Here is a 25,940-nt window from a genome sequence, read left to right on the forward strand (position 1 = left end):
CTCGGCGCTGACGGCGGGTGCGGCCGCGCGGCCGGGACCAAATGGGGTTGCCGTCCGGTGGAAGATCACGTTGGGTGGGCCGTATGACCGATCTGCACACCGACCGTCTCCTGATCCGTCGCTGGCGGGAGGCCGACCTCGCAACCTGGGCGGAGATGAACGTCGACCCCGAGGTCCGGCAACACCTGGGCGAGCCGCTCACCCGGGAGCGGAGCGACGAGAGCGTCGCGCGCTTCGAGGCCGACATCGACCGGCGGGGCTACGGCTGGCTGGCCGTCGAGGTCCGGGAGACGGGCGAGTTCATCGGCTTCGCCGGACTCGACGACGTCGACGAGGAGGTGCCGTTCACCGGGGTGGAGATCGGTTGGCGCCTCGCCCGGTCCGCCTGGGGCCGCGGTTACGCCACCGAGGCCGCCCGCGCCGTCCTGGCCTTCGGCTTCGACACCCTGGGCCTGCCGGAGATCCTGGCCGTCACCACCGCGACCAACGTTCGCTCGCAGGCCGTGATGACCCGGCTCGGCATGACCCGCGATCCGGCCGACGACTTCGACGACCCGACCGCCCCCGAGGGCCCGCTCCGGCCCAACGTGCTCTTCCGCCTCGCCCGGCCCGCCGCCTGACCGGTATCGGGCGGGGCCCCGCGCCGTCGTCCGTGCCGCTCGTCACCATCACCGACCGTGACCCGTGCTGACCGTGACCCGCGCCGTCCGTGACCGTCGCCGCCGTCACCCGAGACGGGCGGCGATGGTCCGCGCGCACTCCATCGCCTCGGCGCGGGTCGTGTCCACCTCCAGGTCGTAGAACACGCCCTCGTGGACGATGTCCGCCTGTGACACGGCCATCCCGGTGACCCGGTCGCCCCGCGCGAGCTCACGGCCCGCCGCGACCGCGCCGTCGCACCTGACCCCGACCCACAGCACCGGCAGCCCGTCCAGCGCCTTCCGCCACCGCTGCTGGGAGGCCGCTCCGCCGAGGAAGACCTCGTCGACGACGACCCGGGCACCCGCCCGCGCCGTCGCGGCGACCCCCTCGACCCACGCCGCCTCCAGGGCCCGGAACTCCGGCCCGACGAGCACCCCGCCGTCCGGGGCGAACTCGATCCCCGCGTCCGACGTCCGCATCGAGGCGGGCATCGCCCGGATCAGGTCGTCGATGCCGAAGGCCAGCCACGGATCCGGCAGCACCGCCTGCAGGCACCGCGCGATCCCGGACTTCCCCGAGCTGGAGCCACCGTTGAGAATGATCGTCCGAGTCGTCATCGCGCCACAGTAAGGTCATCGGGGCAACGGGCGACACGGATTTCCCCGGCCGCGGCTCGGTCGCCGCCCCGATCGCCGCGAAAGCCCGGTGCGGCCCCCGGAGCGCCCCGGCGGGTACAGGTGGGTCCGCCGTCGCCGTTGGGCGGCAGTAGTCTCCCGCCATGGTGGGATCCTGGTACGTCGTCCTCGAAGAGGAGACGGAGCGGTACGCGAGCATCGACGGGCACGGCTACGACCTGTACCGCTGGGACCTGACACGGACCGTGGAGGTCGAGGGCGACCGGGCGGCGGCCGAGACGGCGGCACTCGCTCTCGCCGACAGCTACGTCCCCGAGCGCATCGCCCGGTTCCTGAACCCCGGCGGTCGGCCGGAGCGCAACGTCTACCGGCTGCCGGACGGCACACTGCTGGTCCGCATGAAGCGCTCGTACGACGAGATCCGGTTCCGGATCGGCGTGGGCGAGCTGATCTCCGCGCAGGAGGAGATCGAGGGCGAGCGTCGACCTGAGCGCCCGAATGGCCTCAAGCGCCTCTTCGGTCAGCGCGGCGCCCGGGCAGGTTCGCCGATTCGTCGGCGGACCGAATCGGTGATGATTCCTCGTACGGAACCGAGCGCTTTGGGGCACCGCGTCAGAAACCGGTGGTAATCCGCTCGAAGGGCGGCCCCGTTGGCCATTGTGTCCCGGACGCACGGGTGCGGGGCGATGTTCTCCGCTGGTTCATCCGAGGTTTCCGCGTCCTGGTCCTCGACGACGGTCGTCCGTCGTGCATCCGGAACCCGTTGCCGAGCGGTGGGGTGGGCAGGTCCTCGAACGGCGAGATCCCCGGAGCGACGGTGTCGAGGTCGACGTACGCGATGCGCACGTGTCGGGCTGTGGGGCCCTGCTCGGGTGGCCGAAAGTCTGTCCGAATATCGCATGACGAGAGGCTGTTGGATGCTATTTCATTACGTACACAAAGCAGTTGATCGGAAATCCGAAAGGGGAATTCATCATGCGAATCCGCGCACTGGCCGCCGTCTCGGTGCTTACGGCCTGCACGATCCTCGGCATGGTTCCGGCGGCCCAGGCCGCCGGGCCGTCCGCTCCTGCGGCGAATGCCGAGGTCAAGATCGAGAAGCTGACTCCGGAACTGGGCCGGGCGGTGGACGCGGCGCGCGCGGAGGCGGTCGAGTCCGGTACGGCGAGGTCGTACTACGTGTGCTTCCAGGCGCACACGCGGAGCGGGGTATGGACCAACACGGTGTGCAGCGACGGTCCGGGCTTCACCGGGACCGAGGGCCACAACGACCCGATCGACAGCATCACCTTCACTGTGGGTGGTGGACTGGACTTCCACACGCAGGTGCACTTCGCGGAGGCGGGCAGCACTGCTCCGGTCCACGTGCCTTCGAGCTACCAGGCCACGATCTACAACATCAACGGCTACGCGGTCGAGGCGATTCATCTGTGGAGCAGCAACGCGCGGATGAAGGCCGCCGCCCACGTGCAGAACGTCGGCTGGAAGGGTACGGACCAGTGGTCGTACGACCAGTGGATCGGCAGCATCGACGAGGCCCGCTGGATGGAGGCGTTCTGGATCGACATCTGATCCGGCGGCGGTGAGTGCCGCCGGGGTCGGTGCCGCACCGACGCCGACCCCGGCGGCCACCCGCTCCCCGGGCGCGACGGGGTTCAGGGTCGGTTCTGCCACTGGAACAGCAAGTGGTCGACGCAGAGTTCCTGCCACTCGCCGAAGTAGCGGACCTGCAGACCGGTGACCTGTACCCCGCCGGCCCGTTCGTCCACCCAGTGGAATCCGGCCCCGGTGAGGGCCACCCGGTAGCGGTCGTCCCATTCGTCGCCGTTCACGAACAGTCCGAGCTGCGACACGAACAGCTCACCCGGGTGGTCCGGGTCGTCGAGCTCGTTGTCGTGGAGGATCACGTCGAAGTTGCCGTAGCCCTTGTCGTAGTAGAGGCCGCACGGCATCGGCGCCCACGGGTTCACCCCGAGCGCCGCGAGCGCCGCCCCCGCCCGGCCGAGCCGTTCGGCGGAGTCGACCGGGGCGGGCGGCTCGGTGCACAGCGCCTCCGTCCGCCAGCGCGGGTCGCTGTGCGGGCCGCAGACCGGCGCGTACGCGTGCACGACGGCCGCCCGGACGTTCTCCGCGAGTCCCGGCACCTCCACCCGGGGGCGCCCCAACCGCTCGTACAGGGAGCGCAGTTCGCCGTGGTCGCCCAGCTCCAGTGCGGCCCGCAGCCGCGCCCGGACCGACCGGGGGGCGGCGTCCTGGGGTCTGTTCGTGAAACCGGTCATCGCCCCGCGCCTCCGGACTCTCGACGGGCAGGTCTAGGGTAGGTGGGGATCTTGCTCCCGCACAGGAGGATGCGCACGGATGAGTGGAACGGTCACGGCGGTCAGCAGCAGCGCCGACTACACCTTCACCAAGCCCAACCGGCCGAGCATCACCCTGGTCGCCGGGCTCGGCGTGGCGGGCGACGTGCACGCGGGGGTGACAGTCAAGCATCGTTCGCGGGTGGCGCAGGATCCGACGCAGCCCAACCTGCGGCAAGTGCACCTCATCCACGAGGAGTTGTTCGCCGAGGTGGCCGAGCAGGGGTTCACGGTGGCGCCCGGCGAGCTGGGCGAGAACGTCACCACGCGCGGGATCGACCTGCTCGGCCTGCCGGTGGGCACGCTGCTGCGGATCGGCGCGGAGGCGGTGGTGGAGGTCACCGGGCTGCGCAATCCCTGCCTGCAGATCGACGGCTTCCAGGACGGCCTGCTGAAGCGGGTCGTGGGGCGGGACGAGGACGGCAACATCGTCCGCCGGGCCGGGATCATGGGTGTGGTCCGGGCCGGCGGTGTGATCCGGCCCGGCGACGGGGTCGAGGCCGAACTGCCGCCCGGACCGCACCGCCCGCTCGACCGCGTCTGAGGCTCCCGGGGCACGGAGGCGCACCCCTCGGCGGAGGGCCTCCCGTCAGCGGAGGACTTCCGGCACCGCACGGGCGAACGCGACGTCCCCGGGCGCCAACGCGTCGGCCGGACCGGCGGCCCGGAGCACCACGTCCAGCACCGCTCCCGGGTCGCAGGCGTAACCGCCGCTCGCCCAGGCCGGGTTGGCCTCCACGACCGCCCAGGTGCCGTCGGCGAGGCGGCCGACGTCGACCACGACGGCGCTCGGCAGGCCGCCCGCCGCCAGCGCGTCCGCCGCGAACGCGAGCGCGTCCGGCGGAACCTCCGGCGACACCGCGAGTCCGCCGTTCACGGCGTACCGGCCGGCCGCCCGCACCGCGCCGTCCAGGACGAAGAGGCGGTACTCGACCGCGAACCCGACCACGTCGCTGACCAGCACCGGGGTGTCGTCGTCCAGGGCGTCCGGGCCCGGCAGCCCGCTGCCGTCGGCGTACACCCGGGCCGCGAACAGCTTGTCGGCGGCCGGCTTGAGGAAGGCGGGCCGACGCAGTCGGCGTGCCTCGGCCAGCGGCACGCAGTCCACCCGGCGGGCCGACAGCTCGGTCGGCAGGGTGGCGAGCCAGTCCACCGGTGGCTCCAGTGGTGCGACACCGAGCACCCCCGCCGCCACGTCGGCGAACAGCGGCCCGCCGTACAGGTGCGCGGGCCGCAGCCCGGCGAGCTCCGCCGGGACGTCCCAGCGGACGGCGGTGTGCGCCCGCAGCCCGCGCCGCCGGGCGTGGGTGAGCAGGTGCAGACCGGTCTCGTTGATCCGGGGCGCGAGCAGCAGAAGCGGTGTCATGGCACGCATGGTGGCCCACCGGCGGCGGCTCCGGCCAGCTGATTTCCCACCCCGCCGGGCCCGCTCGCGCCCACCGCGCGGGGCGGTCCGGTCACGCCGGTGCCGGTGTGACCGGGTCCGTTCAGGCGCGGGCCGCCGTCAGATAGGCGTCCAGATGGGCGGCGGCGCTCAGCATGGCCAGTCCGCGGGCGGTGAGCCGCCGCTGCCAGTCGGCCAGCGCGGCGGCGAGCGCGCCGGTCCCGCCCGCCGTACGGATCTGGCCGACGACGGCGGCGATGTGGGGGAGCCGGTAGCCGCCGCGCCGCAGCAGGTGGGCGAGTTCGGCGTCGCGGACGTCGGCCGGGTGGAAGGCACGGTGGCCGGTCGCGCGGTCACGGGCGGGTAGCAGGACGCCGGCGGCCTCCCAGGTGCGGAGAGTGGCCGGGGTGAGGCGGAGGCGGTGTGCCAGTTCGCCGATGCTGAGCGGGAAGGGGCCGACGTCGTTCCCGGTCCCCGGGTCGCGCCCGGATCCGGGTCCGTCGGTCTCCGCGAGGTGCTCCACCGCCCCACGCACCGAGGCGAGGGTCTCCCGGTCGCGGAGCAGTTGGGCGTGGCCGTGGTCCAGCGCGGTCAGGGCGTCGTCGGTCCGGCCGCTGTGGACGGCGTTCATGACCGCCCCGGCGGTCGCGTGCCCGTGGGCGCGGACGAGCGCGAGGAAGGTGCGCAGCGCCGCCGCGTGCGACTCGGTGTAGATCCGGTACCCGGTGGGCGTCCGTTCGGCGACCGGAAGGAAGCCGTCCTGCTCGTAGTTGCGGACGGCCTGCGCCGAGAGGCCGTGCTCGCGGCCCAGGTCGACCGGGCGCAGTCTCTTCATCGGTTCTGATGGCACTTTGAAACTTTACAGCTGAATCCTCGGGCGGAGAGCGGCAAAGTTTCAACGGGCACATCAAAGATACGCTTGAGGTGGTCAGGACGGGGGAGCGGCGAGGGGGAGTGGCGGAGATGACCTGGAACGGCGCCGACCGCATCGTGGCCGCACTGGTCGGCGGGGAGGACTACCTCTTCGTCGCCGGGGGCGGCGGCCGTCCCGTCGCGCCGACGGCGCGCTCCTGCGCCCCGCCGATGCCCCCTCGCGCCTCGGCGACACCTCGTCACTCCGTCGAACCCGCGCGGACGGACGGGGGCGAACGGCCTCTCGGATAGGTTAGCCTTACCTAAATTCAGGTGAGAGGAGACGGCCCTGACCAGCACCAGCGCCCCCGCGCGATTCCTGCTCTTCCCGCTCCAGGTGGTCCGGACCGTGCGGGTCACCCGGCACATGGTCCGCATCACCCTGGGCGGCCCCAGCCTCGCCGGGTTCGTCAACGGCGGGCTCGACCAGCGCGTGAAGCTCCTCCTGCCGCTCCCCGGGCAGAGCGAGCCCCTCATGCCGGAGGGTGAGGACGACTTCGCCTGGTACCAGCACTGGCGCACGATGGACCCCGCCGTCCGCCCGGTGCTGCGCACCTACACCGTCCGCGCGCAGCGCCGCGACCCCGACGAGATCGACATCGACATCGCCGTCAACGGTGACCACGGGCCCGGCTCCCGGTGGGCCGAGACGGCGGCGCCCGGCGACCGGGTGGTCGTCTGCGGACCGGCGGTCGAGGAGGCGGGCGGCGTCGAGTTCCGCCTGCCCGACGGTGCGGACTGGGTGCTGCTGGCGGGGGACGAGTCCACCCTGCCCGCCGTCGCCGCGATCCTCGACGAGCTGCCCGCCGGTCTGCCGGTCCGGGTGTTCGCCGAGGTCGAGGGGGAGACGGAGCACGACTACCTCCCCGCCGCCCGGCCCGGCACCACGATCACCTGGCTGCACCGGGGCGCCCCGGGCACCCCCGCGCTCCCCGCCGCCGTCCGCGCCGCCGCGCTGCCCTCCGGCACGCCGTACGCGTGGATCGCGGGGGAGGCGGCGGCCGTCCGCGAGCTCCGCCGTCACCTGGTCGGCGAGCGCGGCTACGACCGGCGCGCCGTCTGCTTCATGGGGTACTGGCGCCTCGGCCGCACCGAGGACCAGCGCGCCGACGAACCGGCGGAGTCCGACGCCGACTGACCCCCGGCACTCGGCGCCGCGCGTCCGGGGGGCCTCGGCCCTCCGGACGTGTTGCCCGAAAGGGCCGACCTCCCCGCCGACGGGAACCATCCGGTCGGTGCACGAAGTCCTCCCGAAGGTGACCTCCGACGTGACCTCCGGCAAGACCCCTGACCTGCACCCGGCCGAGCCCGTGCCCCCCGCCGGCGCCCGGCCCGCGATCCACCGCCGCCGCCTGCTGCTCAGCACCGTGGGCGGCCTCGCCGCCCTCGCGGTCCCGGCCGGCGCCCGCTTGTGGGCGGACCGGGTGCCCGTCCGCGGCCCCCGGCTCTGGAGCACGGCCGACACCGGCGGGCGGATGGCCCTTCCCGCAGGCCCGCGCGAAAGCCTCTACGTGTCGGGGTACGACGGCACCGTCCGGGCCCACGAGCCGCGCACCGGCGCCGTCCGCTGGAGCCGGGCGGTGACCGCGGCCGACGATGCCGAACCCCCGGGCGGCTGGCCGCTCGCCGCCGGCAGCGGCACGCTCTGCGTGAACTCGGCGACCGCCGTCCGGGCCCTCGACGCGGCGTCGGGGCAGGTGCGCTGGGAGCTGTCGGTGCCCGACTGGCGGGACCTGCCGGCGGAGCAGGGCATCGTGATGGCCGGCGACAGCGTCCTGACGGGGTACGGGAACGCCCTGCGCTGCCACGACCTGGCCACCGGCGAGGTCCGCTGGAGCACTCCGGCGAACGTCTCGCCGCTGCCGCTCGTGGTCGGCGACACCGTCTACGTACCCGGCCGGACGGGCGGGCTGTTCGCCTTCGACGTGCGGAGCGGCGCGCGGCGCTGGGCCCAGGACGCCGTCGGGCCGGTCGGTTTCGCGCCGACCGGGCACCGGGGCGTCCTCCACGCGGTGAGCAACGACCCCGCGACCGGCGCTTCGACCGTCCACGCCCTGGACGCGGCCTCGGGCCGCCCGCTGTGGCAGCGGGCACAGCGCCACGGTCTCGGCGGACTCGCGGTGGCCGACGGGACGGTGTGCTTCCTGAGCAACACCGGCCTGACCGCCCTGGACGCCCGCACGGGCGACACCCGTTGGACGGCTGTCGTCCCCAGTGGCCTGGGTCGGGGCATGAGTTCGGTGGCGGCGGCGGGCGGCGTGGTCTACGTGGCCACGAACGACGAGCGTCTCTTCGCCCACGACCTGGCCACGGGCCGGCTGAACTGGCGCGACGAACCGGACCGCCTCGCGGCCGACACCGAGTACACCCACATCGCCCTGGCAGCCGTCGGCCTCGCGCTCTTCCGGTCCGGCCGCACCGGCGTCCGGGCCCTCGGCACCCTCCCGGCCGCCTGACGGCGCGACCCGCCCGCTCTTGGCCTGCCCCGCGCGTGCACGGGGCAGGCTGCCGCCCGTCCGAGGTCGAGGGCACGCATGGGGTCGACCCACTTGTGCGGTAGTGACGTCGCCGGGCAGTGGTCCTCGGCCGGCGACCGCTGCCCGGTCCGATCGCTGTCCGGCCCGACCGCTACCCGGCGGAGGACTCCAGGAAGAAGCCCGCCACCACCGGGGCGACGGTGGCGGGGTCGGTCTCGGGCCCGAAGTGGTCCAGCTTCGGGAAGAGCCGCAGCCGGGAGCCCGGCAGGACCTCGTGCACGGCCGCCGCCGCACGACCCGCCCCGGTGCTCCCGGCCTCCTTGCCCGCCATCAGCAGCACGGGCCGGTCGAGCCGCCCGTACTCCCGGAAGGCGCTGTCCCGGGCGGCGATCTCGGCGTGTTCGCGGATCGCGGCCGCCAGCAGGGCGTGCTTCTGCAGCCGCTCGGGCTTCCTGAGGGCGAGCGGGAGGATCAGCCGCAGCAGCCAGCGCGGCGCCTTGCCGCTGGTCCCGGGATTGACGCCGCGGACGAAGGTAAGGAACGCCTCGGCCGGCTGCCCGGCGTCGAGTTCGCGGCGGCACCGCTCGGCCCAGTCGAAGGGGATGGATCCGTCGACGGACACCCCGGGCTCGTAGACGGCGATCCGCTCGAAGGCGGAGCCGGTCAGCGCGGCCTCCAGGGTCAGGAAACCGCCGAAGCTGTGGCCGAACACGAACCGCGCCCCGGTGGCCGCGCGGACGGCCTCGATGTCCGCGCACTCGGCGGCCGCGCTGTAGGCGTCACCCTGGGGGCCGCTCGTCCCCCGCCCCCGTCGCTCGACGGTGTGCACCGTGAAGCGGTCCGCCAACTCCGCCGCCAGACCGTCGAAGTCGGCTGCGAGCGCGAACGCCCCGGGCACCAGCAGGAGCCCGGGGCCGGAGCCGGTGGTGCGGTAGCCGATGGTGGTGCCGTCGGCGGAACGCACCGAGGCCGTGGTGGTGCCCGCTGTTGTGACGTGCGTGGCCATTCTGTCTCCCCCTGGTGGAACGATCACGTGGATCCGTGCACAGTACGCGGCCGCCGGGGAGCGGGGAACGCCGTTCCGAGTGGTGGGAAGAGCCTGCCCGGAGCGTGTGAACGCGCCCGCCGAACGAAGAACGACCGTCCGCCGGATCCGGCTACGAGCCCTGCCGTCGCGGCGGCTCGACGCGGGTGCGGGCCGGGGCGAGCAACTGGTTGAGCAGGGCGGCGCCCTCGGCGGTGTCCAGGGCGACGGGGGCGGGGCCGACCGGCTTGATCAGGGTGGTGGCGTCGTCGTGCTCGTAGAGGATGCAGGAGCTGCCGCCCAGGTCGCGCTTGGACGGCCAGCGCAGGCCGAGCGCCTCCGGGGCCAGGCCGCGGATCCAGGCGGCCCAGCGGCGGGTGTGCGGGTAGGCGTCCGGGGTGGAGTGGATCAGCCACTCGTCCTGGTGGACGGCCGCGAGCTGGTCCAGTGTCATCAGGCCGACGAGCGGGATGTCGCAGGTGGTCTCGACCCGCGACAGCACCCGGCCCCGCACCGCGACGCGGCGGATCCGGCGCCAGCCGCGCTCGTCGAAGGGGATGCCCCGGACCAGCGTCTCCATCACGGCGGTGCGCTCCGAGAATCCCGCGTACAGGTAGGGCAGATGGCTGCCGTCGCCCTGGTAGGAGCAGAACCGGCCGCCCTCGTAGTGGGTGTCGGACGGGTTCGGGTTGAACGAGGTCGCGGCGTAGGCGGCCGCGTGCACCCGGTGGAGCACGGTGCCCGCGGGCAGCACGTCGAGGTGAGGGGTGGCGCGCACGGTCGGGGCGGGGACCTTCACGTCGGGCATCCGGTCACCACTCCGCGGTCTCGGCGCGGGCGGCGGCGAGCAGGCCGTGCTCGCCGGAGGTGCCCAGCAGGTGGGCGGGGACGGCGTCCAGCCAGGCGTTGGCCCCGAGCCACCAGTCGGCCACGCCCCACGGGTCGTCGTCGGCGTCGAGCAGGCGGTTGACGGCGACCACGACCGGCAGCGGCCGCCCGGAGGCGCCGTCGAACTGGAACGACGGCAGCCGGACGGTGCCCTGGCGGTCGGTCAGCCGGATCAGGTCGGGATCGGTGGGGTCGTGCCCGCCGGCCCGGTAGTCGGCGGCGCTGACGGAGTCCGCGGCGAGCAGCCAGTCGTCGGCGTCCTCGGGCGGGGCGGGCAGGGCGTCGGCCCCGGCAGGCGCCTTGAGCCGGGGGGGCCGGTGCTCGTCGTCCCAGCGGTGGTGGATGTCGACCGAATCCAGGTGGAGCAGATCGTCGTGGTCGACGGCGGAGTGGTGCGAGCCCGTGCCGTGCCACTGGTCGTGGGTGCCCTCCAGTAGCGGGTGCTCGGTGGAGGAGTGCTGGTCGCCATCGAACCGGGAGGCGTCGCCGGCGCGTCCGATCCGGTACGTGCGGCGGGGCTCCTCCGGTGGCGCGGGCGCGGGCGCGGGTTCGGGTGCGGTGGCCGGGCCCGCCGTCCCGCGGAGCAGGGCGAGCGCCCCCAGCACGGCCCCGAGGTCGGTCGGTCCGGTGCGTCCGACTTGTGAGTAGCGGACCGAGTCCGCCAGGGGCACACGGACCGGGTGGCCGTCGGGGAGGGCCGCGAGTACCAGCCGGGCGATCCTCCGGGCGGTCCGTTCCGGGTCGGCGGACGATGCGTCGAGCATAGCCACGACGGCCGCTCTGGCGGTCTCGTCCAGATGTTCCCGGACCTCGTCCCAGTGCTCGCGCAGGATGTCGAGGACCTCGCTCAGCGCCATCGCCCCTCGCCTCCGCCCTGGTGTCCGCGCCCTCCGGCCGAGCGCCAATGTAGCGCGAAAGCGGCGCGCGCGGGCGGTGATCCCGGATTGGCAAAGGCGGAACGCCCCTGGCCGATCTGGGGCATGATGGGGCCTCAGTAGCACGTCGGGGGTGGTGCCGGTTCGCGCGCGGTCGAAGATGTCGCGTACACGACCCGCATCGGCCCCGGTGGCGCGTGCGGGGGTTGCGCAGGGTGGAACCGGACCGGTGCCGAGCATCCCGGACGGTGCGCGCCCAGGTCATGACTCGCGCTCGGAAGGCGGCCGGTGAGCAGTTCCGCGGGATACGGGTGGTCCTATGTCGACCAGGAGGCCGCGCGCCGACGGCAGTTGCGCGCCCGCCTCGCCGCCGAGGCGCAACGGGCCGAGAACCTGCGGCGGGCCGAGGCCCGGCGGGCGGAGCTGCGGGCCCGGCTGGGCGAGCTGAACGAGCAGGCCCAGGGGCTGCGTGGCGAGGCCGGGCAGCTGCGGCGCGCGTACCGCACGGCCCGGGTCACGGTGGAGACGGTGACGGTCGGGGCCGGGGCGGACGAGGCCGAGCTGGCGCGGGCCGTCGAGCGGGCCCGGACGGCGAACGCCAGGGCCGCCCAGGAGCTGGCCGAGGCGGTGCAGGACGTGTGGTCGGCCGTGCTGCCGGCGGTCGCGGCCGAACCGGAGCGCCCGCGCCCGACCCGGGCCGACGCGCGCCGCGGCGCCGCGGAGGCGAAGGCCGCTGCCGAGGCCGCCGTCGAGCAGGCCCGGGCCGAGCAGGCCGACCGGGTCGAGCGGGTCCGGGCCGGCGCGCTCGCCGAGGCCCAGGCGGTGCTCGACCGCGATGTTCCCCGTTGCGACCCGGCCGACCTGGAACGGGTGGCGGGCCTGGTGGGCACGCTTGGGTCGGCCGCCACCGTGCCCGAGGTCCGGGCCACGCTCACCGACCTCGCCGCCCTGGTCCAGCACTCGGTGGGCCGCCGCGCCCGCGACGAGGAACGGGCCGAACTGCGCGCCGCCCTGGCCGAGCTGGTGCGCGAGGCGGAGCCGGCCGAGCGCGACCGGCTGCTCGCCGACCTCGCCGCCGCCGAGGACCCGGCCTTCCTGCGGCCCGCCGTGGAGGCCGCCGTCGCGCGGGCCGACGCCCGCCGCAACCGGGTGCCGGTCGCGGCGGCGCTGGCCGAGGTGCTGCGCGAGCGGGACTACCTGGTCGGCGAGGACTTCGAGGACCTGCTCGCCACCGAGGGCGAGGTGGTGGTGCCGTTCGGCGACCCGGATCCGGAGCGGGCCGGACAGCCCGGGGACGGCCGGGCCGAGGACGGCCGGGCCGAGGACGGTGGCGCGCCGCCGGCCGCGGGGTACGGGCTGCGCCTGGTGCTGGCCCCGGACCGGGCGACCCTCTCCACGGCGGTGGTCCGCCGGGAGGACACCGCGACCGGCGACGCCGGGCAGGACGAGGAGCAGGACGAGAGCGTCCAGCAGTGGTTCTGCGAGGAGCAGTTGCCCTCGATCGAGGAGGGCGTGCGCCTCCAAGGAGTGCGGTTGGAGCGGACGTCCGCGATGGCGCCGGGGGCGATGGCCGCGGGTCTCGTCCCCGGCGGGGCGTGGCCGCAGCCGCCGTCCGCAGCCACCCCGCGCCGCCGCGGTGGCCGGACGAAGCGGTCCGGCACCAGTACGACCGCCGCCGTCCGCAAGCCGCAGGAGCGCGGCCGTGAGCGCTGAGCAGTGGGGGGCCGGGCCGGCCGGCCCGCGCAAGGACGCGCCGCCGCCCGGATCCGGCGCCCCCCGCGACAGCACCGGCGCCCCCCGCGACAGCGCCCAGGCTCCTCCGGACGGCACCGGCGCCCCCCGCGACAGGGCCGAGGCCACCCGTGGCAGCGCCGACGCCCGCCCCGCGACGCCCAGTTGGATCCGCGAGCTGGACATGGCGCTCACCGTCCACCCGCAGGTGCTGCTGACCGGGAACGTCCGTGACCAGTACCTGCTGCCCGACGACCACGCGGCGGGCAGCAGTGCCACCCTCGCGCCGTACAGCCTCGGCGAGGTGATCGAATCGCTCTGCGCCGCCCGGGGTTTCGGCGCGCTCGCCTTCCTCGACCAGGTGCACGAGCGGATCACCCTGCTGCGGCTGAGCGCGACCGCCCAGCAAGTACCGGCCGTGCTGCGGGAGTTCGCGGAGCGGGACGAGAAGTGGCGGCGCGGCCGGGACACTGAGGGCAGTGACGGCGCCGACGACGAGGACGAGCCGGAGATGCTGGACCGGCTGCGCGACGCGATGGTGGGCGTCGTCCACCACCCCGGCCCGCCGATCGGACTGGTCGTCCCCTACTCCGGCCGGCTCGGCTCGCCGCAGGCGCCCGTCGCCGGGGAGGCCGCCCGGTTGTTCGCGGCCGCCGAGGAACTGGGGCACACCGCCCGGCCGGTGCAGGGCGCCAGCGCCGTCACGCCGTACAACACGGTGTTCTGGGTGGTGGAACGGCAGGAGGAACTGCCCCGGGAGTTCGCGGTCGGCAGCCGGGCGGTGCGGGTGATCAGTGTCCCGCAGCCGCCGCACGACCAGCGGCTCGCGGCCGCCAGGCACGTGGTCGGCGGGCTGGCCCGATACCAGGCCGCCACCGGCGGACCGGCCCTCACCGCGGCCGAGACCGCGACGGCGGCCAAGGCGCTCGCCGACTCATCGCACGGCATGGGCAGTTCGGAGGTGATGGCGATCGGCCGGATGGCCCTGGACCGGAACCTGCCGGTGCAGCGGCTGGACGAAGCGGCCCGGCTCTACCGGATCGGCGTGCTCGACAACCCGTGGGCCACCTCCGAACTGCGCGAACGCATCGCCACGGGCGAGGAGTTCCTCAACGGCAAGGTGATCGGCCAGCCGTACGCGGTGCGCCGCACCCTGGAGATCTTCATGCGCTCGGCGGCCGGACTCAACGGCGCGCAGGCGTCCAGCTCGCCGACCCGGCCGCGCGGCACCCTGTTCCTGTCCGGCCCGACCGGTGTCGGCAAGACCGAACTCGCCAAGGGCGTGGCCGAGATGATTCTCGGCAAGGACGCCCGGCCGATCCGCTTCGACATGAGCGAGTTCGCCGAGGAGCACGCCCGGGACCGGTTGATCGGCGCCCCGCCCGGATTCGTCGGCCACGACGCCGGTGGTGAACTCACCAACGCCGTCCGGGCGAACCCGATGAGCGTGCTGCTCTTCGACGAGATCGACAAGGCGAACCCCCGGCTGTTCGACCTCTTCCTCCAGATCCTGGAGGACGGCCGGCTCACCGACGGCCGGGGCGCCACCGTCTACTTCACCGAGTGCGTGCTGATCTTCACCTCGAACCTCGGCGTCGCGGCCTCCGTGGAGGGCGAGCCGCCGAAGGGCGGGACGGGCGTCGGCGACACGGACGGCGGCGCCGGTGAAGCGGACGGCGGCGCCGCTACCGGTGCCACCGGCGGGGCCGGGAGCGGCGGCGCCTCCGCCGCCGCTCCCCGCGCCGGCCGGCGTCAACTGAGCCGCCACGACGATCCGACGATCGTCCGCCGGAGCCTGCGGGAAGCCTTCGACACCTTCTTCAACGACCGCATCAAGCGGCCCGAGCTGCGCAACCGCTTCGGTGACAACTTCATCCCGATGGACTTCATGCAGGAGAAGTGGGTGCCGCAGATCCTCGACAAGGCCATCGCCTCCGTGGCGGCCCGCGTCCTGGAGACCCACGGCGCCGAGCTGACCCTCGCCGACGACGCGTGGGAGGTGCTGCGGGTCGAGGCGACCAGGCGGCTGGACCACGGTGGCCGAGGAGTGCTGACCGCCGTCGAGTCGGCGCTGGTCAACCCGCTCGCCAGGGAGGTCTTCCGGACCCCGCCCCGGCGGGGCGAGCGGCTCCGGGTGGCCGCGATCGAGGGCGACGGTGACGGCGAGGGCTACCGGCTGGAGGTCGAGCGGTGACAGTGCCGAGCCCGAACGGCGCGACCCCGGGCGGTGCCGTCGCGGGCACCGCCGTCGCCCCGGGCACCGCGGCCGTGGACGGTGCGGTCGCTGGCCGTGCCGTCGCGGCCCTCGTCGGGCAGGTCTACCGGCCGGTGACCGCGCTCGGACCCGGCCGTCGGCTCGGCGTCTGGTTCCAGGGCTGCACCCTGGCCTGCCCCGGTTGCATGTCCCGGCACACCTGGGAGGCCACCGGTGGGCGGGAGTTGACCGTCGAGCGGTTCACCGCACTGTGGCGGTCCGCCCTCGACGACGGCCTCGACGGCCTCACCGTCAGCGGCGGCGAACCGCTGGAGCAACCGGCGGCCCTCGCCGCGCTGCTCGCCGCCGCCGACGCCGAGCGCCGCCGGTCCGGCCGCCCGGCCGACCTGCTGGTGTACACCGGCTGGGAACCGGAGGAACTGGCCGCCGACCCGGCCACCGCCGCGGCGCTTGACGGCGCGGACGCGGTGATCACCGGCCGCTACCGGGCCGGGCAGCCCACCCGGCTCGCCTGGCGCGGCTCGGCCAACCAGCGGTTGACCACCCGCACGGCGCTCGGCCGGGAACGCTACGCGCCCTACCTGGAGCACCGGCCGGAGCGGCCCGAACTCCAGGTGCGGGTGAGCGAGGGCGAGGTCCGGGTGATCGGGGTGCCGCGCCCCGGCGACCTCGGCCGGATCGAACGGGACCTGGTCCGACGCGGCGTGACCCTCCGGGAGACCTCGTGGCGACCGTGATCTACCGCTGCCCGGTGGGAGCGCCGGGGGAGTGCCCGACCTCCGCCACCCGGGGGTACTGCCAGGTGCACATGTTCCAGCAACTGGAACGCCACGACCCGGCCGAGGACGCCCCGCAGACCGACGCCCCGCCGACGGACGCCCGCCCGACCGACGCCCCGCCGGTCGGGGCCGCGGCTCCCTCGGCTCCCGGTCCGGCCACCGACCCGGAGGCCGCGACCCGTCCGGCACGCCCGGCCGAGCCGCAGCGCCCGCCCGGTCCGAGCCCGCGCCGGGGGCAGGAGCAGCCGCAGCAGCCGCGACCCGCCCGGGCGCCGGTGCTCCGGCTGGCCCTGATCGTGGCCGGGGTCCTGCTGCCCGTCCGCGCCGAACACCGGCGCGGGGGCGGCGGACTGGCGATCGGCCGCGACGAGCCCGACTGCGCGGCGATCCCCGGCCTGGCCGGTCTCGACCAGCTCTCCCGGCACCACGCCCGGCTGCGCTGGATCGACGGCGCGCTGTACGTCGAGGACCTGCGGTCGACCAACGGCACCTTCGTCGACGGCCGCCGGATCGAGCGGGCGACCCGGATCGGACCGGGGTGCCGACTTCGGTTCGCACTGGACCTGGACGTCCAGGTGGTCGAGATCGACGAGTTCGGCGCGCCCCGGTGAGCCGGGGCCGTGAGGAGGAGAACGGCGCGATGGCCGACACACCACCGGAACCGGGCCCGCCCACCCGCGTACAGCGGCCCGGCCGGGCCAAGCGCCAAGGGCCGAGCCAGGAGCAGAGCCAGGGTCAGGAGCAGCGCCAGGGGCAGGACCGGGGACCGACGGCGGACGCGCCCGGTGACGGCCCCGGCGCACCCGCCGAGAGCCCGCGCACCCGGCTCCAACGCGGTCCCGGCACTCCGCCGCCCGGTGGCGGCCCCGGCACCCCCGCCGAGAGCCCGCGCACCCGTGTCCAGCGCGGCCCGGGCACCGCCCCCGGCCCGGGCACCGACCCCGGCACGGCGAGCCCCCGCACCCGGGTCCAGCGCCCCGCCGGGCCCGTCGCCGGCGGTACCGTCCCCGGCCCGCGCACCCGGGTCCAGCGCCCGGGCGGCCCGGTCCCGCCCAGGACGCCCGCCGAACCGTCGCCCGCCACCACCGGCCCCGGCAGTACCGCCACACCGCCCCCCGGCCCCGCCGATCCCACCGCCGAGTTCCCCGCGGCCCTCACCGACCGCTACCGGCCCGTCGGCCGGGTCGGCTCCGGCAGCGAGGGCACCGTCTGGCACGTCCACCGCGTCGACAGTCGCGCCGCCGGTGGAGCCACCGGCCGCGCCGAGAGCCGCGCCGAAAGCCGCGCCGACGCCGCCGTGAAGGTCGGCAACCCGGGCGTGCGGGCGGACACCGAACTCCTCGCCCACCTCGGCAGCGACCCGCTCTTCCGCCGCCACGTCCCCGAGATCCTCGGCCACGACCGGGTCGAGCACGCCGGCGCGCTCTGCGACTGGCTGGCCATGGAGTACCTCCCCGTCACCCTCGCCGACCACGTCGCCGCCCTGCGCGCGCAGGGCCGCCTCACCCGCCGGGGCGAGACCGAGCGGATCATCCGCGAACTGGTCGACCTGCTGGAGTTCTGGCAGGTGAGGATCAAGCGCAACCCGGTCGACTTCAAGCCCGCCAACATCCTGGTCCGCCAGGGCGGCCGGAACGGCGGCACCGCGACCGAGTTCGTGGTGGCCGACTTCGGCGGCGTGGCCAAGCTCACCGCCAGCCGCCGGTTCTCCGTCGACATGCAGGTCACCGTCGCCTACATGGCCCCGGAACAGCTCGCCGGCAGCAACGACCCGGCCGGTCCGTGGTGGGCGCTCGGCACCATCCTCTACGAGGTGTTCACCGGTGCCAGCCGCTACCGGCGCGCGGACGGCGGCCTGGTCAGCGACGAGGCGCTGCAGTTCCGGCTGGTGATGGACGACGAGGTGGACCTCACCGCCGTCACCGACGAACGCCGCCGGCTGCTGCTCCAGGGCCTCTTCACCAAGGACCCGGCCGACCGCTGGACGGCGCCGCAGGTCCGGGCCTGGCTGAACGGCGAGAGCCCGGAGGTGGTCCGCAGCCGCGTCGTCCCGCCACCGCCCGGACCGACCCCGCCGCCCGGGCCCAGGCACCGTCCGATCGCCTTCCGGGGCGAGGACTTCCACGAACCGGCGGCCCTGGCGGGGGCGCTGCTCCAGCGCTCCGCGGACGCGGCGGCCTGGTTGGTGAGCGGTGGCGCCCGGCGGCTGCGCGACTGGCTCCGGGACGAGGTCAAGGACACCGTCCTCGACCTGCACTACCTCAAGGACGTCGAACGCGGCACCTCCGCCGAGAAGTCGGCGGCGGTCTCCCGGGCCGTGCTCGCCCTCGGCGCCGCGTTCACCCCCGAGGCGGTCCCGTACGTGCGGGACCGCAGGGTGGACGCGGCGGGGCTGGTGGAGCTGGCGGGGCAGCCGGACGCGCCGGCCGTGGTCGACGATCTGGTCGCGGCCGGGCTGCTCGGGCTCGCCGCCCGCTTCCACTGCGGCCACCCGGCCTGTCCGGAGGGGGCCTGCGCCAGGCTGCTCGGGCTCACCGAACTCGCCGCCGTGCTGGGCCGGGTCGAGCGCGAGGCCCGCACCCTCGGCGGCCGCAACGGCAACGCCACCGGCCGCAACGGCAACAACAGCGGCTCCGACGGCAACGCGACCGGCCGGAACGGGAATGCCACCGGCCGCAACGGCAACCACGGGAACAACGGCAACCACGGCAACCACGGGAACAACGGCGAGGGCGGCGGCCTCACCGCCGCCGAACGCAAGGCCGCCCGCCGCTGGATCCTCCTGCTCACCCTCCAACCGGACGGCCAGCGGCGCGCCCTGGTCCGACGGCTCTCCGCCCTGCCGGGGCCGCTGGACGTCCTGCCCGCCCCGGTCCACACGACCGCCACCCTCGTCGCCGACGGGGCGGGCGCGCTGACGGCGCGGGCGCGCGGCGGCCGGGACCGGTTCCGCCGCACCTGGTCGGACCTGCGCCGCCGGGCGCTCACCGCCGACCCGGCGACGCTCGACGGTCGGGGCGTGCTCGCGGCGGCCGCCGTGCTCCAGGTGCGGAGCGTCCGTTCCGGCGGCGCGCGGCGCGGCCGCAACCGCGGGGCGTGGAAGGCGGACCTGCGCGCCTGGTGGAGCGGCGCGCGGAGCGCGCTGCCCCGACGCGCGGTCGCGGGCGTGCTGCTGTTCCTCTGCCTCGCCATCACCCTCTGGGCGGGCGCGGTCTGGCGGATCTCCGTCGACTTCGGCGCGGCCTCGGGTGTGGCGCCCGGTGGCGCGTTCGGCGGTCCGCTGCGGACGGCCGGGGAGGCCGCGGCCCGCGCGACGGCCGGCCAGCTCGGCGCCGTCCTGGTCGCCGCCGCCGCGGTGGCCGCGTTCCCGGCCCGGATCGGACGCCGGATCCTGTTCCTCGCCGTCGCCGCCTCCTTCGCCGTCGGCTATCTGCGCCTCGGGCCGCCGATGACCGTGCTCAAGCCCCCGCAGTCGGTGATCGACCGCGTGGTGATGTTCGAGGGCGGGACGGCGAGCTGGGCGGGTGTGTGCGCGACGGCGGCCGTCGTCCTGGCGCTGGTCGTCAACGGCCGCTCGGTGCGCTGGCTGCTCACCCCGGCCCACGAGGCCGCGCAGCGGGCGGCCGGCGACCGCCGCAACCTCACCACCCGCCGTCGCGCCCGGGCCACCGGTACCGGCACGGCCCGGGGCTGGCGGCCGGGCCGCGACGGCTACCGGGACCGGCTGCTGTTCTGGCTCGGGGGGACGCTGGTGCTGACCCTGCTGCTCTGGGCGGCGGTCGAAGTCCGGCTGGCGGTGGTCCACCGCGACCAGCACCCGACCCCGGAGTCCTGGGGCACCGGCCAGGTCGGCGCGGCCTACCAGGCCGACTACCTGCTTCTGCTGGCCTTCCTCGTCCTCGTCGCCGCGGCCGCCGTCCCGCGCGCGGCCCGGCGCCTGCTGGCCACCGCCGCGGTCGGCACGGTGGCGCTCGGTGCCTGGCCCCCGCCGCTCGGCCCGCTGGAGGCGCTGCGCATCCCCGTCCTGGGCCCGTGGTTCCGCTCGCTCGCCGAGGTCTGGGGCCACGCGGCCTTCTGGGCGGCCCTGCTGGTGATGCTCCCGCTCGCCTGCTACCTGGCGGTCTGGACGTCCCGCCGGATCGGGGAGTAGGAAGTCGGCCGGTCCGATCTCCCGTGCCGACGCGCACGCCCCGCCCGGACCTGCGGGGGTCCCGGCGGGGCGTGCGCGCGAGCGGTGAACGGCCACCCGGTCACCCGGGCCCGAGTGCCACCGGGTAACCCGGGCCACCCGGGCTACCCGGTCACCCGGGTCACCCCGGCCACCGGCCTACGGGCAGAGGCGCCCCGGGCGGCACTCGGGCTCGGGGTTGAGGGGCGGGTAGTTGGACCACCACAGGGGCCTGCTGCCCGAATAGACGACCAGGTTGCCGCCGTTCTGGATGGCGAGGTAGGCGCCGGGGTGGTTGGCCGTGCGGCTTTCCCACAGCGGGCGCCAGGCGGCGTCGTAGGCGGTGAGGTTGCCGTCGGCCTGGACGTAGAAGTAGGAGCCGAGGCCGTAGGTGCCGACGGCCGTCCAGATGGCTACGCCGTCCTTGTACAGCACCACATGGCCGTCGTACTGCTGGTACAGGACGGTGCTGCCGTCCGGTGAGGACCAGCTCTGGCCTCGGCTCAGACCGGCGGTGGCGAGGATGACGGTCTGGTCGGCGCTCGACGCGGCGGCTGCGGAGACGGGTGCGGAGACGGCGGCGCCGCTCGCTGCCGGGGCGCCGCCGGCGGCCTGGGCGGTTCCGCCCAGCAGGCCGGCCGCCATCAGCACGGCGCCGGCCGCGACACCGGCGCGGGGGACGAGGGATTTCGCGATTCTCATGACGGACACACTCCCGAAGTCGTATCTGCCTGGGTGCGGCCAGTCTCACGGCGCCCGCCCCGCCCGGGCAAAGCCCTTCGACGTCCCTCGAATCCGGGCGCACGGCGGCGGGGCACCCGCTCGTCGAGTGAGTGCCCCGCCGTTACTGCCGTTACAGCCGATACTGCCGTACTGCCGCCGCCTGTCGGCCGCGGTCTACTGCCGCTCTCCCCTCCTCCGTCGCCGGGCGACGAGCAGGCTCAGCCCGCCGCCGGCCACGAGGACCGCGGCACCGGCGGCCGCCGTGCCGACCGCGCCCGCTCCGGTGTGGGGGAGGGTGCCGGGGTGCCAGGGGGCGGCGGGGCGGGGAGTGGGTGCGGCGGCGGGGTGGGTGGTGACGGTGGCCCGGCCGGGAGTCGAGGTGATCGGTCGGTCACTGCCGGGCGGGGTGCCGGTCGCGCTCGCCGTGTTGGTGAGGGTGCCGCGGGCGGCGTCCTCGGCGGTGACCCGGTAGTCGGCGGTGCAGGTGAGGTGCTGTCCGGGGGCGAGGACCGTCTCCGGACAGGTGATGGCGGACATCCTGCTGGTTCCGCTGAACTCGCCCTCGACCACCGTGATATGACGGAGAGTCACATTTCCGGTGTTGGTGATCGTGAAGGTGTAGGTGACGGTCCGGCCGGTGGTGGCATCGGTGCGGTCCGCGGCCTTGGTGAGGCTCAGGCCGGGAGCCGGCGGACTGGTGACCACGGCGGTGTCGGGAGGACTGCTGACGGGGGTGCCGCCGCCGGGCGGGGTGCCGGTCGCGGTCGCGGTGTTGGCGATCGTGCCCGCGTCGATGTCGGCCTGGGTGACGGTGTAGGAGGTGGTGCACACCAGCTGCTGGCCGGGCCGGAGTTCACCGGAGCCGGGCGGGCAGGCGAACGGCGGGCGCTTGCCGGTCCCGGTGAAGGAGGACTCGACCGGGCGGACCCCGGTGAGGGTGATGTTGCCGGTGTTGGTGATCGTGAAGGTGTAGGTGACCTGCTCACCGGCCTTCGCGACGGCGGCGGGCTCGGCTTTCTTGTCCAGCACCAGCGCCGGGCGGGACTCGTGCGGCACGGTCACGCCGGACGGCGGCGAGGTGACGGGCGGGTTGCCGCCGGGCGGGTTGCCGGTCGCGGTGGCGGTGTTGCGGATGGTGCCGCGGTCGGCGTCGTCCTGGGTGACGGTGTGGGTCGCGGTGCACAGCACCTGCGCGCCGGGGGCCAGGGACTTCGCCGCGTCGGGGCAGGTGACCTGCGGGGCGGGGCCGGAACCGGTCCACTCGCCCTCGCCCACGCTCACGCCGGTCAGGGTGACGTTGCCGGTGTTGGTGACGGTGAAGGTGTAGGTGACGCTTCCGCCGACGGTCAGCTTCTGCGTGTCGGAGGACTTGACGAGGGTGAGGGCGGGGCGGGGGTCGGTGGGGACGGTGGTGGTGCCGGGGGGCGAGGTGACGGGGGGCTGCCCGCCGGGCGGGGTGCCGGTGGCGGTGGCGGCGTTGTCGATCTTCCCGGCGTCGACGTCGGCCTGGGTGACGGTGTAGGTGGCGGTGCAGGTGAGGGTGCGGCCGGGGTCGAGGGAGCGGGCGTCGTCGGGGCAGCTGATCGCCGACAGGGTTCCGCTGCCGCTGAACGCGCCCTCGTCCACCCGGACATCGGTGAGGGTGACGTTGCCGGTGTTGGTGACGAGGTAGGTGTAGGTGAGGGTCTCACCGGCGACGAGGTGCTGCCGGTCCGCGCTCTTCTCCACCGCCAGCGACGGGCGCGGCGTGAACGGCACGTCGGTGCTGGACGGGGGCGAGGTGATGGGCGGGTTGCCGCCGGGCGGGGTGCCGGTCGCGGTCGCGGTGTTCTCGATCGTGCCCGCGTCCACGTCGGCCTGGGTGACGGTGTACTCGGCGGTGCAGGTGACGACCGCGCCGGGGGCGAGGGACTTCGCCGCGTCGGGGCAGGTCGCCTGCGGCGGGGTGCCGCGGCCGGTGAACGTCGTCTCACCGACACCGACGTCCGTCATCGTCACATTGCCGGTGTTGGTGATCTCGAACGAGTAGTGGAGTACCTCGCCGACCTGGAGGGCGCCGGTCTCGGCGGCGCTCTTGCGCAGGGTCAGGTGGGGGTGCGGGGGCGCGGTGACGGTGGTGCCGGCCTCGGGGGAGACGGGCGGGGTGAGTCCTGCGGGCGGAGTGCCGGTCGCCGTCGCGGTGTTGTCGATCCTCCCGGCGTCGAGGTCGGCCTGGGTGGTGGTGTAGCGGGCGGTGCAGGACAGGACGGCGCCGGGAGTCAGCGGGCCGCCGGGGCAGTCCACCTCCGGCTTCCCGCCACTGCCGGTGAACGAGGTCTCGCCGACCTTCAGGTCGGTGAGGGTGACGTTGCCGGTGTTGGTGATCGTGAAGGTGTAGACGACCTGCTCGCCGGCCTTGCTCACCGTCGCGGGCTCGGCCTTCTTCTCCAGCGTCAGCGCGGGGCGCGAGTCGTGCGGCACGAGCACCGAGTCCGGCGGGCTGGTGACGGGCGGCAGGCCGCCGGGCGGTGTGCCGGTCGCGGTGGCGGAGTTGCGCAGGGTGCCGCGGTCGGCGTCCTGCTGGGTGATGGTGTAGGTCGCGGTGCAGGTGGTCGCCGCACCGGGGGCCAGGGGACCGGCCGGGCAGGTGGCCTTCGGCGCGGGGCCGGAGCCGGTCCACTCCGTCTCCGTGACGCCGACGTCGGTGAGGGTGGTGTTGCCGGTGTTGGTGACGGTGAAGGTGTAGGTGATGTCCTCGCCCGCGACGAGCTGCTGCTTGTCGGAGGACTTGGCGATCGTGAGCGCCGGAGTGCGCTCGGAGGGCACGGTGGTGCCCGCGGGCGGTGACGTGACGGGGGTGCCCCCGCCGGGCGGGGTGCCGGTCGCGGTGGCCGTGTTGTCGACCTTTCCGGCGTCCACGTCCGCCTGGGTGACGGTGTACGCCGCGGTGCAGGTCCGGGAGGCCCCGGGGGCCAGCTCGCCGGCGGGGCAGGTGACCTTCGGCGTTCCCCCGCTGCCGGTGAACGAGGTCTCCGTGACGGTGAGGTCGGTGAGGGTGACGTTGCCGGTGTTGGTGACCGTGTAGGTGTAGGTGACGGTCTCACCGGCGACGAGGCGCTGCTTGTCCGCGACCTTGTCGATGTCCAGGGACGGGCGGGGGGTGAACGGCACGACCGTGGTGGACGGGTCGGAGGGGACGGGGGGCTGTCCGCCGGGTGGGGTGCCGGTGGCGGTGGCGGTGTTCTCCACGCTGCCCGCGTCGACGTCCGCCTGCACGACCGTGTACTCGGCGGTGCAGGTGACGACCGCGCCGGGGGCGAGGGAGTCCGCCGCGGCGGGGCAGGTGATCTGCGGGGCGGTGCCCCGGCCGGTGAACGCCGTCTCCGCGACCGTGACCGGGGCGAGGGTGACGTTGCCGGTGTTGGTGACCTCGAACGAGTAGTGCAGCACCTCGCCGACCTGGAGCGCTCCGGTCTCGGCCGCGCTCTTGCGCAGCGTCAGAGCCGGCGCGGGGCGCGCGGTGACGGTGGCGGTCGACTCGTTGGACACCGGCGGGTTCATCCCCGCGGGCGGGGTGCCGGTCGCGGTCGCCGCGTTCTCGATCCGCCCCGTGTCCACGTCGGCCTGGGTGACGGTGTAACCGCCGGTGCAGGTGACGGACGCGCCGGGCTCGACGGTGCCGGGCGGGCAGGTGACCTGCGGCCGGGTGCCGGTGCCGGAGAAGGAGGTCTCGGTGACCACCGGGTCGGTGATCGGGAAGGTGCCGCTGTTGGTGACGGTGAAGCTGTAGCGCACCTGGTCACCCGCCTTGCCGACGGTGGCCGGGTCGGCCTTCTTCTCCAGCGTCAGCGCGGGTGCCGCGGCGATCGTCAGCGGCCAGTCCTCGACCTCGCCGGAGTCCGCCATCCCCGTCGGCGCCTCCACCTGCGCCTGGTCGTAGCCGAGGCGGAAGCGGCTCCACGTCGCCCCGGGAACCACGCCCGCGGGCACCGTCCAGGTGAACGTGACCGAGGTCTGCCCGGGCGCCACCGTCGCGGTCGCCCGCTCGGCCGTCCCGAAACCCCCGTTCCCGTCGAAGTCGATCCACGCCGCCGCGTACGCCGGGGTGCCCGAACCGGCCGCCGGACCGGTCACCGGCACCGTCAGCGAGTACGTGCGCCCCGCCATCCCCGCCGTCAGCGTCCCGAAGTCCGGGTTCAGGTCCCGGTCGTCGTCCTCCTGCCGGCACGCCTGCGTGATCATCGAGGTCTGGACGTTCTCCGAGACCTCCTGTCCCAGCGTCAGATCACCGATCACGTGCGAGGCGTTCCCGTACGACACCGGCGCGTTGGAGCAGTCGTCACGCACCAGTGCCGACAGCGCCCAGTCGTCCTGACCGTCGCTCGCGGACGGTTCCATCGAGGTCCGCTGGGAGACGAAGTCGACCGAGAACGTCAGGGACGACACCGTGCCCTGGATCTGGACGCTGCCGCAGCCCGCCCGCAGGGTGCTGTCGGCGTCCTGGCAGTTGGCCCGCGCGGTGCCGCTGCGGGGCCGGATCGTGCGGCCGGCCACGAACAGGGTGGCGCCGTTGTTGGCCTGGCTCAGCTCGGCCGGCTGGTCGGAACTGGTGAGTGTCAGCTGGGAGTAGGTGCCCGTGACGAAACCCGGGCCGTTGGCGCCGGCCCCGAGGCCGGCCATGTTGAGGATCGGATTGCGCACCGGGTGCTTGAAGGTGACGGTCAGGGAGCCCGCAGGGCAGGTGGAGTTTGCGGGGCAGCTCTGCAGCGGTCGGGTGCGGACGCGGATCGCGTACGCCTGGGCCGGGTCGACCTGCGGCTGGTAGTGCGAGGCGGCCGGGCTGCCGATCGAGCTCAGCGTCAGACCCTCCTGGACCTCGATGTTGCCGCTGACGCTCGCCCGCATCGACATCCCCGACGGGAAGGGGATGTCCCGGTAGCCGTTGAAGCCTGTGACACCGGTGCCCGCGCTGCTCGGAGCCTCGTAGGCGAGGGCCGGCGCGGCGCCGAGCACGACCGCCAGTGCCGCCAGCACGGCGACCAGACCTCGCCCCGACAACCGGGCAGGAAGGGCGGGAAGGAAGCGGGAACGGGATCGGGTCGGGGGAACCGGGTGTGGAGGGGGCCAGCCGGGCCGGAACATGGAGATCAA

The 25,940-nt window shown here is 74.8% G+C and carries 20 protein-coding genes; 11 read left to right on the plus strand and 9 right to left on the minus strand.

The window, feature by feature from the left end:
• Window positions 1-83: 83 nt before the first annotated feature.
• Window positions 84-620 carry a GNAT family N-acetyltransferase gene (locus ACIQ9P_RS25580; protein WP_402360469.1) on the plus strand — a complete coding sequence of 179 codons (537 nt, stop codon included), beginning with the start codon at window positions 84-86 and terminating at the stop codon, window positions 618-620.
• 105 nt (window positions 621-725) lie between these two features.
• Here ACIQ9P_RS25580 and cpt read toward each other — a convergent pair whose 3' ends face one another.
• On the minus strand, window positions 726-1,259 hold the full coding sequence (cpt, locus tag ACIQ9P_RS25585; RefSeq protein WP_402360472.1) for a chloramphenicol phosphotransferase CPT: 534 nt from the start codon (window positions 1,257-1,259) through the stop codon (window positions 726-728).
• Between the two features lie 161 nt (window positions 1,260-1,420).
• Between cpt and ACIQ9P_RS25590 the strand changes: the two genes are divergently transcribed.
• Entirely contained in the window at window positions 1,421-1,906 is a 486-nt protein-coding gene (locus tag ACIQ9P_RS25590; protein WP_402360474.1) for a hypothetical protein, read from the plus strand.
• A 346-nt stretch (window positions 1,907-2,252) separates the two neighbouring features.
• Window positions 2,253-2,849 carry a hypothetical protein gene (locus ACIQ9P_RS25595; protein WP_402360477.1) on the plus strand — a complete coding sequence of 199 codons (597 nt, stop codon included), beginning with the start codon at window positions 2,253-2,255 and terminating at the stop codon, window positions 2,847-2,849.
• Between the two features lie 83 nt (window positions 2,850-2,932).
• On the opposite strand, the gene ACIQ9P_RS25600 is transcribed toward ACIQ9P_RS25595, so the two are convergent.
• On the minus strand, window positions 2,933-3,556 hold the full coding sequence (locus ACIQ9P_RS25600; RefSeq protein WP_402360479.1) for a hypothetical protein: 624 nt from the start codon (window positions 3,554-3,556) through the stop codon (window positions 2,933-2,935).
• A 79-nt stretch (window positions 3,557-3,635) separates the two neighbouring features.
• On the opposite strand from ACIQ9P_RS25600, the gene ACIQ9P_RS25605 reads away from it, so the two are divergent.
• The gene (locus ACIQ9P_RS25605) at window positions 3,636-4,178 is read left to right on the plus strand and encodes an MOSC domain-containing protein (protein WP_402360482.1); all 543 of its coding nucleotides are present in this window, start codon (window positions 3,636-3,638) and stop codon (window positions 4,176-4,178) included.
• A gap of 45 nt (window positions 4,179-4,223) precedes the next feature.
• Here the strand turns inward: ACIQ9P_RS25605 and ACIQ9P_RS25610 are convergent, their stop codons facing one another.
• Together ACIQ9P_RS25610 and ACIQ9P_RS25615 are read right to left on the minus strand one after the other, a co-directional pair.
• Window positions 4,224-5,009 (minus strand): ATP-grasp domain-containing protein, encoded by a 786-nt coding sequence (locus ACIQ9P_RS25610; RefSeq protein WP_402360484.1) that lies wholly within the window; start codon window positions 5,007-5,009, stop codon window positions 4,224-4,226.
• Window positions 5,010-5,121: 112 nt separating this feature from the next.
• Window positions 5,122-5,853, minus strand: coding sequence for a MerR family transcriptional regulator (locus tag ACIQ9P_RS25615; RefSeq protein WP_402360487.1), 732 nt, complete (start codon window positions 5,851-5,853; stop codon window positions 5,122-5,124).
• Between the two features lie 414 nt (window positions 5,854-6,267).
• Between ACIQ9P_RS25615 and ACIQ9P_RS25620 the strand changes: the two genes are divergently transcribed.
• Together ACIQ9P_RS25620 and ACIQ9P_RS25625 are read left to right on the plus strand one after the other, a co-directional pair.
• Window positions 6,268-7,068, plus strand: coding sequence for a siderophore-interacting protein (locus tag ACIQ9P_RS25620; RefSeq protein WP_402360489.1), 801 nt, complete (start codon window positions 6,268-6,270; stop codon window positions 7,066-7,068).
• Between the two features lie 97 nt (window positions 7,069-7,165).
• Window positions 7,166-8,386 carry a PQQ-binding-like beta-propeller repeat protein gene (locus ACIQ9P_RS25625; protein ID WP_402360492.1) on the plus strand — a complete coding sequence of 407 codons (1,221 nt, stop codon included), beginning with the start codon at window positions 7,166-7,168 and terminating at the stop codon, window positions 8,384-8,386.
• A 172-nt stretch (window positions 8,387-8,558) separates the two neighbouring features.
• Here the strand turns inward: ACIQ9P_RS25625 and ACIQ9P_RS25630 are convergent, their stop codons facing one another.
• From ACIQ9P_RS25630 to ACIQ9P_RS25640, 3 genes are all read right to left on the minus strand, one after another.
• On the minus strand, window positions 8,559-9,413 hold the full coding sequence (locus tag ACIQ9P_RS25630; RefSeq protein ID WP_402360495.1) for an alpha/beta fold hydrolase: 855 nt from the start codon (window positions 9,411-9,413) through the stop codon (window positions 8,559-8,561).
• Between the two features lie 151 nt (window positions 9,414-9,564).
• Window positions 9,565-10,239 carry an RES family NAD+ phosphorylase gene (locus tag ACIQ9P_RS25635; RefSeq protein ID WP_402360498.1) on the minus strand — a complete coding sequence of 225 codons (675 nt, stop codon included), beginning with the start codon at window positions 10,237-10,239 and terminating at the stop codon, window positions 9,565-9,567.
• 4 nt (window positions 10,240-10,243) lie between these two features.
• The gene (locus tag ACIQ9P_RS25640) at window positions 10,244-11,176 is read right to left on the minus strand and encodes a hypothetical protein (protein WP_402360501.1); all 933 of its coding nucleotides are present in this window, start codon (window positions 11,174-11,176) and stop codon (window positions 10,244-10,246) included.
• A gap of 306 nt (window positions 11,177-11,482) precedes the next feature.
• Here ACIQ9P_RS25640 and ACIQ9P_RS25645 point away from each other — a divergent pair, with 306 nt between their 5' ends.
• The 5 genes from ACIQ9P_RS25645 to ACIQ9P_RS25665 are packed head-to-tail and all read left to right on the plus strand — an operon-like array spanning window position 11,483 to window position 20,069.
• Entirely contained in the window at window positions 11,483-12,907 is a 1,425-nt protein-coding gene (locus ACIQ9P_RS25645) for a hypothetical protein (protein ID WP_402360504.1), read from the plus strand.
• Entirely contained in the window at window positions 12,897-15,119 is a 2,223-nt protein-coding gene (locus tag ACIQ9P_RS25650; RefSeq protein WP_402360507.1) for an AAA family ATPase, read from the plus strand. Before ACIQ9P_RS25645 ends, ACIQ9P_RS25650 begins: the two co-directional genes overlap by 11 nt.
• On the plus strand, window positions 15,116-15,877 hold the full coding sequence (locus tag ACIQ9P_RS25655) for a 4Fe-4S cluster-binding domain-containing protein (protein WP_402360510.1): 762 nt from the start codon (window positions 15,116-15,118) through the stop codon (window positions 15,875-15,877). The genes ACIQ9P_RS25650 and ACIQ9P_RS25655 overlap by 4 nt, the downstream gene beginning before the upstream one ends.
• Entirely contained in the window at window positions 15,865-16,530 is a 666-nt protein-coding gene (locus tag ACIQ9P_RS25660; protein WP_402360513.1) for an FHA domain-containing protein, read from the plus strand. The genes ACIQ9P_RS25655 and ACIQ9P_RS25660 overlap by 13 nt, the downstream gene beginning before the upstream one ends.
• 29 nt (window positions 16,531-16,559) lie before the next feature.
• Window positions 16,560-20,069: a hypothetical protein gene (locus ACIQ9P_RS25665; RefSeq protein ID WP_402360516.1), complete on the plus strand. Its 3,510-nt coding sequence runs from the start codon at window positions 16,560-16,562 to the stop codon at window positions 20,067-20,069.
• Window positions 20,070-20,246: 177 nt separating this feature from the next.
• On the opposite strand, the gene ACIQ9P_RS25670 is transcribed toward ACIQ9P_RS25665, so the two are convergent.
• Window positions 20,247-20,789, minus strand: a complete 543-nt coding sequence (locus ACIQ9P_RS25670) for a hypothetical protein (RefSeq protein ID WP_402360518.1) — start codon at window positions 20,787-20,789, stop codon at window positions 20,247-20,249.
• Between the two features lie 195 nt (window positions 20,790-20,984).
• Entirely contained in the window at window positions 20,985-25,847 is a 4,863-nt protein-coding gene (locus ACIQ9P_RS25675) for a GEVED domain-containing protein (protein WP_402360520.1), read from the minus strand.
• Window positions 25,848-25,940 lie beyond the last annotated feature (93 nt).

The organism is Kitasatospora sp. NPDC094019 (assembly GCF_044764505.1).
In the GTDB taxonomy this organism is placed as follows: domain Bacteria; phylum Actinomycetota; class Actinomycetes; order Streptomycetales; family Streptomycetaceae; genus Kitasatospora.